Origin of the sequence: Nocardia harenae NBRC 108248, from assembly GCF_001612885.1 — a bacterium.
In the GTDB taxonomy this organism is placed as follows: domain Bacteria; phylum Actinomycetota; class Actinomycetes; order Mycobacteriales; family Mycobacteriaceae; genus Nocardia; species Nocardia harenae.
In genome coordinates, this window is record NZ_BDBH01000004.1 from 250,507 (window position 1) to 263,953 (window position 13,447).

Annotated in this window: 16 protein-coding genes; 8 read left to right on the forward strand and 8 right to left on the reverse strand. The window is 71.3% G+C overall.

Going from position 1 to position 13,447, the window contains the following annotated elements; translation table 11 throughout:
• Window positions 1-15: 15 nt before the first annotated feature.
• From NH2_RS07285 to NH2_RS29180, 6 genes are all read right to left on the reverse strand, one after another.
• A complete protein-coding gene (locus NH2_RS07285) occupies window positions 16-462 on the reverse strand; it encodes a hypothetical protein (RefSeq protein ID WP_157103647.1) in 447 nt (148 codons plus the stop codon).
• Between the two features lie 149 nt (window positions 463-611).
• Entirely contained in the window at window positions 612-974 is a 363-nt protein-coding gene (locus NH2_RS07290; RefSeq protein ID WP_067650230.1) for a cupin domain-containing protein, read from the reverse strand.
• A gap of 100 nt (window positions 975-1,074) precedes the next feature.
• On the reverse strand, window positions 1,075-1,218 hold the full coding sequence (locus NH2_RS29175) for a hypothetical protein (RefSeq protein WP_169811459.1): 144 nt from the start codon (window positions 1,216-1,218) through the stop codon (window positions 1,075-1,077).
• A gap of 57 nt (window positions 1,219-1,275) precedes the next feature.
• Window positions 1,276-1,476: a hypothetical protein gene (locus tag NH2_RS07295; protein ID WP_067650233.1), complete on the reverse strand. Its 201-nt coding sequence runs from the start codon at window positions 1,474-1,476 to the stop codon at window positions 1,276-1,278.
• Between the two features lie 150 nt (window positions 1,477-1,626).
• Window positions 1,627-2,835, reverse strand: a complete 1,209-nt coding sequence (locus tag NH2_RS07300) for a fatty acid desaturase family protein (protein WP_067652433.1) — start codon at window positions 2,833-2,835, stop codon at window positions 1,627-1,629.
• 29 nt (window positions 2,836-2,864) lie between these two features.
• Window positions 2,865-3,029, reverse strand: coding sequence for a hypothetical protein (locus NH2_RS29180; protein ID WP_169811455.1), 165 nt, complete (start codon window positions 3,027-3,029; stop codon window positions 2,865-2,867).
• A gap of 503 nt (window positions 3,030-3,532) precedes the next feature.
• Between NH2_RS29180 and NH2_RS07305 the strand changes: the two genes are divergently transcribed.
• Together NH2_RS07305 and NH2_RS07310 are read left to right on the forward strand one after the other, a co-directional pair.
• Window positions 3,533-4,348, forward strand: a complete 816-nt coding sequence (locus tag NH2_RS07305; protein WP_067650236.1) for a SigB/SigF/SigG family RNA polymerase sigma factor — start codon at window positions 3,533-3,535, stop codon at window positions 4,346-4,348.
• 338 nt (window positions 4,349-4,686) lie between these two features.
• Entirely contained in the window at window positions 4,687-5,628 is a 942-nt protein-coding gene (locus NH2_RS07310) for an AraC family transcriptional regulator (protein ID WP_067650238.1), read from the forward strand.
• A 69-nt stretch (window positions 5,629-5,697) separates the two neighbouring features.
• On the opposite strand, the gene NH2_RS07315 is transcribed toward NH2_RS07310, so the two are convergent.
• Window positions 5,698-6,510, reverse strand: a complete 813-nt coding sequence (locus NH2_RS07315; RefSeq protein WP_169811460.1) for a DUF1206 domain-containing protein — start codon at window positions 6,508-6,510, stop codon at window positions 5,698-5,700.
• Window positions 6,511-6,792: 282 nt separating this feature from the next.
• Between NH2_RS07315 and NH2_RS07320 the strand changes: the two genes are divergently transcribed.
• Together NH2_RS07320 and NH2_RS07325 are read left to right on the forward strand one after the other, a co-directional pair.
• Window positions 6,793-7,965 (forward strand): homogentisate 1,2-dioxygenase, encoded by a 1,173-nt coding sequence (locus tag NH2_RS07320; protein ID WP_067650243.1) that lies wholly within the window; start codon window positions 6,793-6,795, stop codon window positions 7,963-7,965.
• On the forward strand, window positions 7,956-9,053 hold the full coding sequence (locus tag NH2_RS07325) for a fumarylacetoacetate hydrolase family protein (protein WP_245650465.1): 1,098 nt from the start codon (window positions 7,956-7,958) through the stop codon (window positions 9,051-9,053). Before NH2_RS07320 ends, NH2_RS07325 begins: the two co-directional genes overlap by 10 nt.
• A gap of 69 nt (window positions 9,054-9,122) precedes the next feature.
• On the opposite strand, the gene NH2_RS07330 is transcribed toward NH2_RS07325, so the two are convergent.
• On the reverse strand, window positions 9,123-9,266 hold the full coding sequence (locus tag NH2_RS07330) for a hypothetical protein (RefSeq protein WP_157103648.1): 144 nt from the start codon (window positions 9,264-9,266) through the stop codon (window positions 9,123-9,125).
• Between the two features lie 146 nt (window positions 9,267-9,412).
• On the opposite strand from NH2_RS07330, the gene NH2_RS07335 reads away from it, so the two are divergent.
• From NH2_RS07335 to NH2_RS07350, 4 genes are all read left to right on the forward strand, one after another.
• The gene (locus NH2_RS07335) at window positions 9,413-9,664 is read left to right on the forward strand and encodes a Z-ring associated ZapG family protein (protein WP_067650252.1); all 252 of its coding nucleotides are present in this window, start codon (window positions 9,413-9,415) and stop codon (window positions 9,662-9,664) included.
• A 76-nt stretch (window positions 9,665-9,740) separates the two neighbouring features.
• Window positions 9,741-11,594 carry a glycoside hydrolase family 15 protein gene (locus NH2_RS07340; RefSeq protein ID WP_067650255.1) on the forward strand — a complete coding sequence of 618 codons (1,854 nt, stop codon included), beginning with the start codon at window positions 9,741-9,743 and terminating at the stop codon, window positions 11,592-11,594.
• Entirely contained in the window at window positions 11,591-12,949 is a 1,359-nt protein-coding gene (locus NH2_RS07345; RefSeq protein WP_067650258.1) for an MFS transporter, read from the forward strand. The genes NH2_RS07340 and NH2_RS07345 overlap by 4 nt, the downstream gene beginning before the upstream one ends.
• A 114-nt stretch (window positions 12,950-13,063) precedes the next feature.
• Entirely contained in the window at window positions 13,064-13,441 is a 378-nt protein-coding gene (locus tag NH2_RS07350; RefSeq protein WP_067650261.1) for a PLDc N-terminal domain-containing protein, read from the forward strand.
• Window positions 13,442-13,447: the final 6 nt, after the last annotated feature.

Here is a 13,447-nt window from a genome sequence, read left to right on the forward strand (position 1 = left end):
CGCGGCCCCCGCGCTTCAGCAGATTTTTGTGGCGGGCCCGCCGCCGGCCAGCACCCGGCCCGCCTCGGTCACCGAGGCCCCGACCTTGATGCAGGTGCGGCCCGGCGCGAACACCTGCGGCGAGATCTGCCGTCCGGTGCGCGCGGCGGTGCGCTGGTAGCGGATGTCGGTGGCGGCCACCGCGATCAGGAGGTGCACCTCGGCCGCGGGGTAGGGGTTGTCGATCTCCACCCAGGTGGTGTCGCAGGCCGCCGAGCGCAGCACCCGCAGCGTGAGCGCGGTGGTCTCGCCCCGCTCGTCGGGGAGCGGCAGGTTCGCCGCGACCACCGCCTTCGCCGCGCAGCCGGTCGCCACCGGGTCGGTGCCGTTCAGCGACATGTCGGCGCCGGCGGGGCCCGACCCGAGCGCCGCACCGCACAGCGCGAGCACCGCACCCACCGCGACCATTCCTGACCTGCTCACCTGACCTGCCTTCCGACGAGTTGCCCGATAGTTCCGGGACTGTGTCGTGGCAGTGCGGTCCGGTGTAACGGCCGGGCGAAACATATCGCCCGGTTCGGGTGCGGCGCCGACCGGCGGTCGGTATCGAGGGCGCGGTCCGGTCCCCGGGATCAGCGCTTGGCGTAGTCGGCGACCCCTTGCCAATCGATCATGACGCAGGGTTCGTCCCCGACGGTCCAGGCATCGTGCCCGGGCGGGACGACCATGAGATCGCCGGGTCCGTACTCCTGCTTCTCACCGTCGTCCATGACCACCGCCAGGTGCCCCGAGACGCAGTAGCCCAGGTGCGGCGCCTGGCAGCTGTCGGTGCCTGCGATCGGAGCGACGTGCTCCGACCACCGCCAGCCCGGCTGGAAAACGGCCCGGCCCACCGGCCCGCCGTCCAGCTCGACCAGATCGAGGCGGCCCGTGTCCCGCTCGAAGGGGCGGGTCTCCTCGGGTGAATCGAAATTCTTCCGTACCAAATTGGACATGACTGATCTCCTCGGTGCTCGCGCCCCCGGAAGTGATTGTGATGGGGGTCACACTTTACGCCGAGGTCGGCGGTAACGGCCAGGTGCGCGACCCGGTGGTTCAGCGGCCCTGGGAGTCGTCCTCGTCCGGTTCGGTGAGTTCCGGCGCATGCTCGCGGGTGGCCATGCCGCCGTCCCCGCCCTGATCGGTCGGGCCGGGTCGGCCGCCCTTCGGCTCGTCGTCGGTGTGCTCGGGCTCGGTCACGGCCGCTCCTCTCGTCGGGTACCGGGGTGGTACCCCGGAGCGGCCGCCGTGAACGGGTCAGCCGTTCTCGGTGACGGTGGTGTCCGGGTGCCTGCGGCTGGTCTCCGGCTTGACGAAGTGGCCGGTGATGGCCGATCGGTCACGCCGGTCGTCGCCGTCGTGCGGCTCGTTCTCGCCGAGCGTGGTGCGCGGGTTCCGTGCCGCGGTCTGCTCGCTCACGTACTCGCCGGTCTCCGCCGAACGGTGGCTCTCCGCCATTGTCATCGCCTCCTGCTGCACGAATGTCTTTGCATGAGGGGTGATGCCACGGGAAGCCGGGGGAAAACGTGGGCGGCGCAGCCCGTTCGACCGGCAGCGGGTCGAACGGGCTGCGCCGCAACGCTTTCCAGCCGGTGAAATTTCCGGGGATCAGCCGCGCGCCGCGAGCCGGTGCAGCGCGGTGCGCAGCCCGGTGTGCGGCCGCCCCGGAATCCGCACCGGCGGCAGCGGGGCGTGCGCGAACTTCTGCTCGGATGCGGTCTCCGGGGCGTCGTGACAGTCCGCCGTCAGGAAGCGGTCCGGCAGCGAGAGCTTGTGGATGGTGCGCAGCGTGAGCAGGTACTGCGCGAGCAGCGGCCCGCTGGTGTAGGGCAGGTCGTAGCGCTCGCAGACCGCGCGCACCCGCACCGCGATCTCGGCGTACCGGTTGCTCGGCAGCTCGGGGAACAGGTGGTGCTCGATCTGGTAGCAGAGGTTGCCACTCAGGAAGGCGAGCGTGCGCCCCGCGTCGAAGTTGGCGGTGCCGAGCATCTGGCGCAGGTACCACTCGGCCCGGCTCTCCCGCTCGGTGACGCTCGGATCGAACTTCTCCGCGCCGTCCGGGAAGTGGCCGCAGAAGATCACCAGGTACGCCCAGACATTGCGGACGACATTGGCGGTGACGTTCGCGGCCAGCGTGCGCTTCCAGCGCCGCCCGCTCAGCAGCGGCAGCACCAGGTAGTCCTTGCCGAGCTGACGCAGCATCTTGGCGCGCATGGCGGCCAGGTGGCCGCTGCGCTCGCCCTTGCTGATCGAGCGGTCCAGCTCGGCGTAGAGCCCGTGCAGGGCGATGCCCCACTCGAAGGTCAGCGCGAGCAGCAGGTTCTGGAGCGGCGCCAGCAGGTGCGCCGGGCGCCACTCCTGGTCCCTGGTGACCCGCATGACGCCGAAGCCGAGGTCCTCGTCGTGGTCGATGACGTTGGTGTAGACGTGGTGCTGGTAGTTGTGCGAGTACCGCCAGTGCTCGGAGGCGCCCATCATGTCCCACTCCCAGGTGGCGGAGTGGATCTCGGGGTCGTTCATCCAGTCCCACTGGCCGTGGCCGATGTTGTGGCCCAGCTCCATGTTCTCGATGATCTTGGCGAGCGCGGTGCCCGCGGTGCCGAGCACGACCGCGGTCCGCGACCGGCCGAACACCGTCAGGGCGCGGGAGACCACGTCCAGGGCACGCTGCGCGGCGATGGTGTGCCGGATGTAGGCGGCATCCTTCGCGCCGAGGCTGTCGGTGATGTCGGCGCGGATGGCGTCGAGTTCGCGCCCGAGTTCGTCGATGTCGGTGGGGCTCAGGTGCGCGTAGGCACCGACCTGGGTGATGGCGATGGGGGGATCCTCCCGGGTTGCCCGGCGGGTCAGCGCCGGGGGCGGCGGTGCGGCGCGGGGTCGAGGTCGCGCGGCTGCGTGGAGTTCGGGTTGCTGAACACCGGGGTCGGCACCGCGCCGGTGTCTGGCTGCTGCTCGGTCTGCTCCGCTGCCGGGGCATGGCTGAACAGTTCGGGCATGTCGTTGCTGGTCACAGGGTCCTCGAAATCGAATGCTGGGGGAGCTGGGCTCCGGGTGTGCGGCCCGGCGGGGACCGGAAGGGGTCCGCCGGGTGGCCGCGGCGCGGGCCGTGGTCCGGAAAGCTCCTGTCCTGATCGTGCCGTGCGCCGTCGGGCTCCGGCGCCGTGCGCCGAGTAAAGGCCGCGATACGTCTGCCGGATGCCTCCACCCTACCCGTCCCCGTCTCCTTCTCCGGCCCGGTGCGGCCGGAGCGAATCGGGCGAAATCGGACATTGCGCGCGCATGCATGGGAGGCAATGCTTTTCGTCGCTCGGGATGCTCCGCTGCGGCCGACGGGTTTCGCCGCGAGCCGACGGCGCGTAGGGTACGGAAGGGTAAGGCCGCCGCGAGCCGATGCTTCGACATATCTCTTTCCGGTCATCGCGGGGCGGCCCGCCAGGAACCCTCTGGGTGGAGTGAACCGCTGAACAGGGTCGGCTGGGTCTGAATTATGCGTTTCACAACGGAAGGTGCCTCGATGCGCCCGACGAACTCTGCTGTGCGCGCCCGGCGCGGCCCCGATTCCTACGACGACCTCGAGCCCCGGCTGGCCGAACTCGCCGCGCTCGACGACGGCGATCCGGCCCGCGCCCGGCTGCGCGACGACATCATCACCGCGGCGCTGCCGCTTGCCGAGCACATCGCGACCCGTTACGGCGGCCGCGGCGAGGCGCTGGAGGATCTGACCCAGGTCGCCGTGGTCGGGCTGGTCCAGGCCGTCGACCGGTTCGATCCCGGGCTCGGCAGCCCGTTCCTCGCCTTCGCGGTGCCCACCGTCATGGGCGAGGTGCGCAGGCACTTCCGCGACAAGTCCTGGGGCGTCCGGGTGCCGCGCCCGGTGAAGGAGCTGCAGCAGCGGCTCGGCGCCACCGTCGAGCTGCTCTCGCAGCGATTGCAGCGGATGCCGACGGCCCGCGAGATCGCCGCCGAGCTCGATGTCGACGTGGTCGAGGTCACCCAGGCGCTGCTGGCCCGCAACGGCTACCGCTCGGAGTCGCTGGAGGCGATGAGCGCGGGCGGGGACGATTCCGGCTCCGCGCCCGCCGCCGTCGAGCAGCGCAGCGGCGCCGTCGACCCGTCCTACCGCCTGCTCGAGGAGGCCATGACGGTCGGCCCGCTGCTGCGCGAGCTGCCCGAGCGGGAGCGGCAGATCCTGGTCTGGCGGTTCTTCGAGAACCTCACCCAGAGCCAGATCGCGGCCCGGCTCGGCATCTCCCAGATGCAGGTCTCGCGGATTCTGAGCCGGACCCTGGAGCGGCTGCGCGAACAGGCGCTGGCCGAGCCCGCCGCCTGAGCGGGCCGCGCCCGCGCGCGACGGGCCGCGGCCCGCCCGCGGGGAACCGTCCGCCGCATCGGTGTCGCGCACCTCCACCGTGGCGGACTTCACCACCGTAGCGCAGCGCGGAATGATCGGAAACTTATTCGTTGAAATACCCCGCTGTCAGGGTGTTTTCGGATAGTGCGATTGAAATCGCGCGCTGACATCGACGCGCCGGCCCGGTAACGCGCGGGTGGATGCGGGTTGACTATCGCGAACGATGTAGTTCACTGAACAGCGACACACGGTTCAGCCAGCAGCCGTGCGCGGGGCGGGCCGAGCCCGCCGCGGCACTGGGCAGAGGGCGGTGACGGGTGCGGAACCTCACGTTCGACAGCACGAACCTGAGCGAGACCGAAGAGTTCCTGAACCGGAATTACACCAGCATGCAGATCGGCAACGTCGGCAGGCGGGCCGCCGAGACGCACGTCCGCCGCGACCTGCTCGGCCCGGTCAGCCTGGACCGGCTGCACCTCGCCTTCGACATGGCCTACGACGCCGCGCCGCTGCACAAGATCTGCCTGGTCAGCGTCTACACCGGCGCGGTCGAGGAGAACTACCACGATGTCGGGCCGGATACCTTCCTGCCCGGCGAGACCGGGCTGCTCACCCCGCACGACCTGCCCTTCTCCGGGGTCATCCGCTCCGCGCGCTACGACATCACCATGTTCGACCCCGCCCGGCTGGATCGGGTGGCCGCGCGCGGCGGCGAGCCGGTGCGGCTCACCGGCCACCGCCCCCTCGACGCCGCCGCGGGCGAGCGCCTCACCGCCGTGATCAAGCACCTGCAGCAGATCGCCGCAGGCCCGGAGTTCGCCGCGGACTCGCTGGTCGCCGGCACCGCCGCCGACTACCTGGCCGCCACCGTGCTCGCCACCATGCCGACCACCGCGCTCGCCGACCCCACCGCCACCGACCGCCGCGACGCGCACCCCGACACCGTGCGCCGCGCCATCGCCTACCTGGAGACGCACCTGCGCGAGGACATCGCGCTCGCCGACGTCGCCGCCGCCGCCTTCGTCACCCCGCGCGCCCTGCAGCTGGCCTTCCGCAAGCACCTCGACACCACCCCGCTGCAGTACCTGCAGCGGTTGCGGCTGCACGCCGTGCACGAGCAGCTCATCACCGCGGGGCCGGGCACCGGCCGGACCGTCGCCGCCATCGCCAGGGAGTGGGGCTTCGCGCACGCGGGGCGCTTCGCGCTCGCCTACCGCAAGCTCTACGGCCGCTCACCCAGCGCCACGCTGCGCGGCTGAGGGCGGTGCGTCGGGCACGAGGGCGACGTCCGCACCCGTGCCGCCCCGTCGTCCGCTACCGGGTACTCCCTAGTGGACCTTGCGGAACCGCGCATCGAGGAACGCGAAGAACGCGAACGCCGTCAACCCGGCCGCGACGACGAGCAACAGCACGGGGCCGTACGGTTGCGCCGCCAGCGTCCTGAGCGCCACGTCCAGCCCGGTCGCCTTCTCCGGCCTGCTCTGCACCGCGGCCACGATGACGAGCACCCCGCCGCCCGCGTACACCGCGCCGACGGCGGCGTACCCGACCTGCCCGAGCCGGAGCACGACCCGCTCCGTCGTCCGGCTCGCACCGCGGAAGTCCTGCTCCTCGCGGAACCGCTTCGACCAGCCATGATGCGCGATGAACAGCCCCGCGACCACGATGGCGAGCCCGATGGCGATCACCACGGCCCTGCCCCACTCCTGCCGGAGCAGGCCGTCGATGATCGCGAACTGCGCCTGGTCGGTCGAGGAGGCGGGAGAGCCTTTCGCGAGCTTGGCCGCGCTGTAGGCGAGGTAGCCGAACAGCGCCGCCTCACCGGCGTTCATCGCCCGGAGCAGCTTGTCCTTGCGGCTGCTCCGGGCGCCGGTGGCAGCCTCGAGCAGCTGCCACAGCACGGCGACGCCGAGCCCGCCCGCGATGAGCCACAGCACGAACGCGCCCTCGCCGTTCTCCGCGAGGCTCTGCAGCGCGCCGGTCTTGTCTGCCTTGCCGACGGCATCACCGAGTGCGAGCTGTACGCAGAGCCACGCCACGAGCAGGTGGACCACGCCGTATGCCACCAGTCCCGCCCGCGCCGCCAGCTGGAACGGCGCACTCCTCGACACCTCGCGTTGAACTCGACTCGACCTGCTCACGGGAAGACCGTAACCGTGCGTCACAGGTCACCCATCGGGATCGGACGGCGCATGATAGTGACGCACATTACAGTCGCAGTCCCGGAGAACCGGGTGGTACCTGTCCGCGCGGTTATGCGGCGACGACCGTGCCAGGCGTTACAGTCGAAGTCACGTGATCACCGGGACTCGGACTGCCGCTCGAGCTGAGACCGCGAAGGGAACCCCTGTCGGTGGGAGTCGCACCGATCTCGTGCGGCACGGGACGCAGCCTCTGACCCGGCTGCAGGGAGAAGGTTCCGCATGGCCTACTACCGCACCGTCGGGCGAATTCCCCCCAAGCGTCATACGCAGTTCCGGCAAGACTCCGGCGAGCTGTACTCCGAGGAACTCGCCGGTGCCGACGGCTTCTCCGGGGACTCCTCCCTGCTGTATCACCGCGGGACCCCGGCGGCCATCACGGCGGCCGAGCCGTGGCAGCCCGGCGATCTGAGTCTGGCACCCAACGCGCCGCTGCTTCCCCGGCACCTGCGCCTGCACGACCTGTTCCGCACGGCCACCGCGGACATCGTCACCGGACGCCGGCTGGTACTCGGCAATGCCGACGTGCGCATCTCCTACGCGGTCGCGTCGGAGCCGTCGGAGCTGTACCGCAACGCCACCGGCGACGAATGCGTCTACATCGAGCGAGGCTCGGGCGTCCTGGAGACGGTCTTCGGCGCACTCGATTTCCGCACCGGCGATTACGTGCTCGTGCCCCGCGCCACCATCCACCGCTGGCTACCCGCGGAAGGGACGACGGTCCGCGCCTACATCATCGAGGCGACCGGGCACATCGCACCACCCGGGCGCTACCTGTCGCGGTTCGGGCAATTCCTCGAGCACGCCCCCTACTGCGAGCGGGACCTGCACGGCCCGACGGCACCGTTGCTGCGCGAGGGCACCGACGTGCGGCTTCTGGTCAAGCATCGCGGCGTCGACGGAATCACCGGCACCCGCTACCTGCTGCCCGCGCATCCGTTCGACGTCGTCGGCTGGGACGGCTGCCTGTACCCCTACACCGTCAATATCGAGGACTTCGAGCCGATCACCGGGCGAATCCACCAACCCCCGCCCGTGCACCAGGTCTTCGCGGGCCACAACTTCGTGATCTGCAATTTCGTGCCCCGCAAGGTCGACTACCACCCCCTCGCCGTCCCGGTGCCCTACCACCACTCCAATGTGGATTCCGACGAGGTGATGTTCTATTGCGGCGGTGACTACGAGGCGCGCAGGGGTTCGGGGATCGGGCTCGGCTCGATCTCGCTGCACCCCGGCGGGCACACGCACGGCCCGCAGCCCGGTGCCGCGGAGCGTTCGCTGGGTACGGAGCGGTTCGCGGAGACCGCGGTCATGGTCGACACCTTCGCCCCGCTCGGGCTCGGCGCGGGCGGGCTGGCCTGCGAGGACCCGGAGTACGCCTGGTCGTGGGCGTGATCGCGCCGTACGGGGTGTTCTCGGTCGCGGGGGGTGCGCCGCGCGTGGGGGTCCGGGTGGGGGAGGGGGTGATCGATCTGGCGGCCGAGCTGGGCGACGAGGTCTTCGCCCGGCCGAGCCTGAACGCCTTCATGGCGCAGGGGCCCCGGAGGTGGGCCGAGATCGGTTCGCGCGTAAACGAACTCGACGCGACATACGCGCTGGACGAAGTCACTCCGCGGCTGCCGGTGGCGATCGCCGACTACGTCGATTTCTACGCCTCCGAACACCACGCGAGCAATCTCGGAAAACTGCTCCGGCCGAATGCCGCTCCGCTGCTGCCGAATTGGAAACACATGCCGGTCGGGTACCACGGCAGGGCGGGGACCGTGGTCGTCTCCGGGACCGATATCGTCCGGCCGTGCGGCCAGCTCGCGACGCCGGACGGCCCCGTTTTCGGGCCTTCCCGGCGGCTGGATATCGAGGCCGAGCTGGGTTTCCTGGTGGGGGTGGGCGGTGCGCGCATCACCCCGGCGAACGTCGCCGAGCACGTCTTCGGCGTCGTCGTGGTGAACGACTGGTCCGCCCGGGACATCCAGTCCTGGGAGTACGCGCCGCTCGGGCCGTTCCTCGGCAAGAGCTTCGCGACCTCGATCTCCCCGTGGGTCACGCCGCTGGCCGCCCTCGACGCCGCCCGCATCCGCACCCCGATCCAGGACCCCGAGCCGCTGCCGTACCTGCGCGGGGCCGAACGCTGGGGCCTTGATATCGACCTCGAGGTCCGCTGGAACGGCCGGCTGGTCTCCCGCCCGCCGTACGCGGGCATGTACTGGTCACCGGCGCAGATGCTCGCCCACCTCACCGCCAACGGCGCCACCGCGCGCACCGGCGACCTCTTCGCCTCCGGCACCGTCTCCGGCCCCGCCCGCGACCAGCGCGGCTCCTTCATCGAGCTGACCTGGAACGGCGCCGAGCCGATCGCGATCGGCGGCGAGCCGCGCACGTTCCTGGAAGACGGCGACGAGGTCACCATCGCCGCCGCCGCACCCGGGCCGGACGGCACCCGCGTCGAACTCGGTGAGGTGCGGGGCCGGATCCTGCCAGCGTGAAGCCGTCAGCCGGTCTGCCTGCCGGACCGGCCGAAGGCCGTGGGATACCCCCGCTACCGCGTGGCGAGGTCAGGAAGGGGTGTCACCCTCGGATTGCATCTCCGCCGCCTGCTCCTCGGTGTTCGGCGGGGTCTGGTCGGTGGAGTCCGGCCGGTGCTCGACGTCGTCGCGGCCGGCTTCGACGCTGTTCTTCCGCTCTTCGGGGTCGCTCATGATCGGGGAGTTGACCGGAACGGCGCGCGGAAACAGCTCCTCGGGATCGAGGGGGCTCGGCAACCGATATCACCCCGAACGGGTGATGACCACGACCCCACGGACGCGGATCATCGGAGGCGCCGATTCCGACCGGGAGGTGCGCCGTGCACGCGAAAACCGATTCCGCGCAGCCGAGGCAGTCGCTGCTGGCCAAGGTCTCGACGGGGCAGTGGCTGGCGCTGGTGTTCGTGGTGCTGGCGTTGATCTTCGTCGTGTCCAACCGGGGGCGGGTGAACATCGAGTTCCTGCTGGTCACGGTGACCTCGCCGATGTGGCTCATCCTGCTGATCATGTTCCTGATCGGGCTGCTCACCGGCGCGCTGCTCACGCGGAGGAAGGGGCGCGCGCCGCGCTGAGCGATCGGCTTTCGGGTGGCAGTGCGGCCGCTCGTCGCGTGACACCGCATTCACGGACCCGTGAAGGAGGGCGACCGTGTACGCCTACCCACCCATTGCCGACCACGGAATGGTCGGCGACCTGCAGACCGCCGCGCTGGTGTCGTCGGCGGGCGCCGTCGACTGGTGGTGCGCCCCGCGTTTCGACTCACCCAGCCTCTTCGCCGCGCTGCTCGACGCCGAGCGCGGCGGCTCCTGCACCATCACCGCCGACCCGGCCGCGGGCGAGGTCACCACCAAGCAGCTCTACCTCTCCGACACCGCCGTGCTGATCACCCGGTTCATGACCGCGGGCGGCGTCGGCGAGATCGCCGACTTCATGGAGCCGCTGCGCGACCCGGTCGCCACCGACCGGCACCGGCTGGTCCGCGTCGTGCGGGTGGTGCGCGGGAGCATGACCTTCGACCTCGCCTGCCGCCCCCGCTTCGACTACGCCCGCGCCGAGCACACCCTGGAGCTGAACACCGACGCCGTCTTCCGCGGCCCCGGGCTCGACCTGCACGTCCAGATCAGCGGCCCGATCGAGCTCCACAGCGAGAACAGCGATCTCACCGCGCATTTCACGCTGCAGGCGGGCCGGACGGCGGCGATCGTGCTCACCACCGCCGAATCGAACAGCGCGCCCCCACCCGCCCCGGACGCCGAATCGGTCTTCGCCGCCTTCGACCGCTGCTGCCGCTTCTGGCACACCTGGCTGCGCGGCAGCAGCTACCGCGGCCGCTGGCGCGACATGGTCAACCGCTCGGCCATCACCCTCAAACTGCTCACCTACGCCCCGACCGGCGCGCCGATCGCCGCGCTCACCGCGGGGCTGCCCGAACAGGTCGGTGGCGAGCGCAACTGGGACTACCGCTACACCTGGATCCGGGATGCCTCGCTCTCCGTGCGCGCCCTGCACGACCTGGGGTTCACCGCCGAGGCGCAGGCCTTCCGCCGCTGGCTGCGCGACCGGCTGGAGGCGGGCGCGACGGCGTCGGGGGAGCCGCTGCAGATCATGTACCGGGTCGACGGCGATCCCGAGCTGACCGAGGAGACCCTCGACCACCTGGCCGGCTACCGGAACTCCCGCCCGGTGCGGATCGGCAACGGCGCGGCCGGGCAGATCCAGCTCGACATCTACGGCGAGGCCGCCGACGCGCTCGCCCAGACCACCGATATCGCGGTGCGCGGCTGGCAGTACTTCGCCCGGCTGGTCGACTGGCTCTGCGACAACTGGGACCGCCCGGACGAGGGCGTCTGGGAAACCCGCGGCGGACAGCAGAACTTCACCTACAGCCGGTTGATGACCTGGGTCGCCTTCGACCGCGCGGTCCGCGCCGCCACCGCACACGCCCGCCCGGCCGACCTGCCGCGCTGGACCGCGGCCCGCGACGCCGTCTTCGAGCAGCTCCTCGACCGCGGCTGGAACGCGAAGCGGCGCGCCTTCACCCAGCACTACGACACCGAGGTGCTGGACGCCGCGCTGCTGCTCATGCCGCGCATGGGCTTCCTCTCCCCGCGCGACCCGGACTGGCTGAGCACGCTCGACGCCATGGAGGCCGAGCTGGTCAGCGACAGCCTGGTGTACCGCTACGACCCGGCCGCCGCGCCGGACGGGCTGGCCGGGGCCGAGGGCACCTTCACGCTCTGCAGCTTCCTGTACGTGGAGGCGCTGGCCAGGGCGGGGCGGCTGACCAGGGCCCGCTACGGCTTCGACAAGATGCTCACCTACGCCAACCACGTGGGCCTCTTCGCCGAGGAGATCGGGGCCTCCGGCGAGCAGCTCGGCAACTTCCCGCAGGCCTTCACGCACCTGGCGCAGATCGCGGCGGCGCTGGCCCTGGACGAGGAGCTGGATCGGGCCGAATCGCGGCCGGATCCGGGCGCCGGGGTGGCGGCGGAGTTCCGGTGACCGGGCGCGGGGTGCTGATCCCACTGGCGCTCGCCCAGTTCCTGTGCAGCTTCGCCGGGTCGAACATGACGGTGATGATCAGCGATATCAGCGCCGACCTGGACACCACGGTGCACGGCGTGCAGGTGACGATCACGCTGTTCCTGCTGGTGATGGCGGCGCTCATGATCCCGGGCGGGGTGCTCGCCGACCGCTTCGGGCGCAGGCGCTGCTTCACCGCCGGGCTCGCGATCTACGGGCTGGGGGCGGCGCTCAGCGCGTTCGCGCCCACGCTCGGGATACTGATGCTCGGGAACTCGATCCTGGAGGGGATCGGCACCGCGCTGCTGATCCCGCCGATCTACATCCTCACCAGCCTGCTGTGCACCGGGACCGCCGAGCGGGCCACGGCATTCGGCGCGATCATGGCCGCGGGCGGGGTCGGCGCGGCGGCCGGGCCGCTGATCGGCGGGGTGATCACCACGGCGGTGAGCTGGCGGGCGTCCTTCGCCTTCCAGACGGTGGTCGTGGTGTTGATCCTGGTGTCGAGCAGGCGCATCCGCGACCCGCTGCCCCCGGACCCGGCGCGCCGCATCGACGTCCGCGGGGCATTGCTCTCGGCGTCGGGGCTGGTGCTGATGGTCGCCGGGATCCTGGCCGCCGCCACGAACCTGCTGGTGACGTTGGGGCTGGTGGTGCTCGGCATCCTGCTGCTCGCCGGCTTCGCGGTCTCCGCGCGCGCCGACGAGCGCGCGGGGCGCAGGCCGCTGCTCTCGCTCGGCCTGTTCCGCAATCGGGTCTCCGACCTCGGGCTGCTCACCCAGAACCTGCAGTGGCTGCTGCTGATGGGGATCTCCTTCGTGGTCGCGGCCTACCTGCAGGTGGAGCACGGCTACAGCGCCATCGGGACCGGGGTGGTGTTCACCGCGGCCACCGCCGGGCTGCTGGTCTCCTCGCTGGCCGCCGGACGGCTGGTGCGCCGCCACCCGCGCCGCACGCTGGTGCAGGCGGGGTTCGCGCTCACCGCCGCCGGGATCGCGCTCCTGCTGCTGCCCGGAGCGGCGGCGGTGTCGGCATGGGCCCTCGCGCCCGGGCTCGGGCTGGCCGGGCTCGGCCTCGGAGTGATGCTCACGCCATCGGTCGACCTGGTGCAGTCGGCCTTCGACGAGCGCAGGCAGGGGGAGATCTCCGGGCTCTCGCGCTGCGTCTCGAATCTGGGGTCGGCGCTCGGCACCGCCGTCGCGGGGACCGTGCTCGTGCTGAATCCAGGGGGCAGGGGGTACGGCGCGGCCATGGTGCTGCTCGGCGTGCTCGCGCTCGGCGGGCTGGCCGCGGCCGCCCTGCTGCCGAGGGAGCCGGTCACCCCGCGTGGGTGATCTGCGCCCGGGGCGGGGTGCGTGGTGCGGGTCACCCGGATCGGATGAGGGCGGGGTGGGGTGCGCGGCGCGACACTCGAGCTCGTCAGCCGGATCCGGGAGAGAGGAACTGCCGTGTCGTTCTGGGAGATCGTCGGAGTCGTTGTGGTGTCGTTCCTGTTCGCGGCCTACCTGATCGTGCTGTTCCGGATCGTCACCGATCTGTTCCGCGACCACACCACCTCGGGGTGGGGCAAGGCGGGCTGGATCGTCGCGCTGGTGCTGCTGCCGCTGCTCGCCGCGGTGCTCTACGTGGTGCTGCGCGGGCCGGGAATGGCCGAGCGGGCACAGGCCGCGTCGCTGCGCGAGTGGGAGGCGCGCAACGACTACATCCGGGTGATCGCGGGCACCGACACGGTCGCCCGGATCGGCGAGGCGGGCCGCCTGCTGGACAGCGGGACGATCACCGAGGCCGAGTTCGCTCGGATCAAGGACTCGGTGATCGGCCGCTGAGCCCCG

Bases quoted from the DNA above. Each gene is read 5' to 3' on its own strand.
- NH2_RS07320 (WP_067650243.1), top strand. From the start codon at position 6,793: ATGGCCTACTACCGCACCGTCGGGCGAATTCCCCCCAAGCGTCATACG.
- NH2_RS07295 (WP_067650233.1), bottom strand. From the start codon at position 1,476: ATGGCGGAGAGCCACCGTTCGGCGGAGACCGGCGAGTACGTGAGCGAG.
- NH2_RS07305 (WP_067650236.1), top strand. From the start codon at position 3,533: ATGCGCCCGACGAACTCTGCTGTGCGCGCCCGGCGCGGCCCCGATTCC.
- NH2_RS07330 (WP_157103648.1), bottom strand. From the start codon at position 9,266: ATGAGCGACCCCGAAGAGCGGAAGAACAGCGTCGAAGCCGGCCGCGAC.
- NH2_RS07290 (WP_067650230.1), bottom strand. From the start codon at position 974: ATGTCCAATTTGGTACGGAAGAATTTCGATTCACCCGAGGAGACCCGC.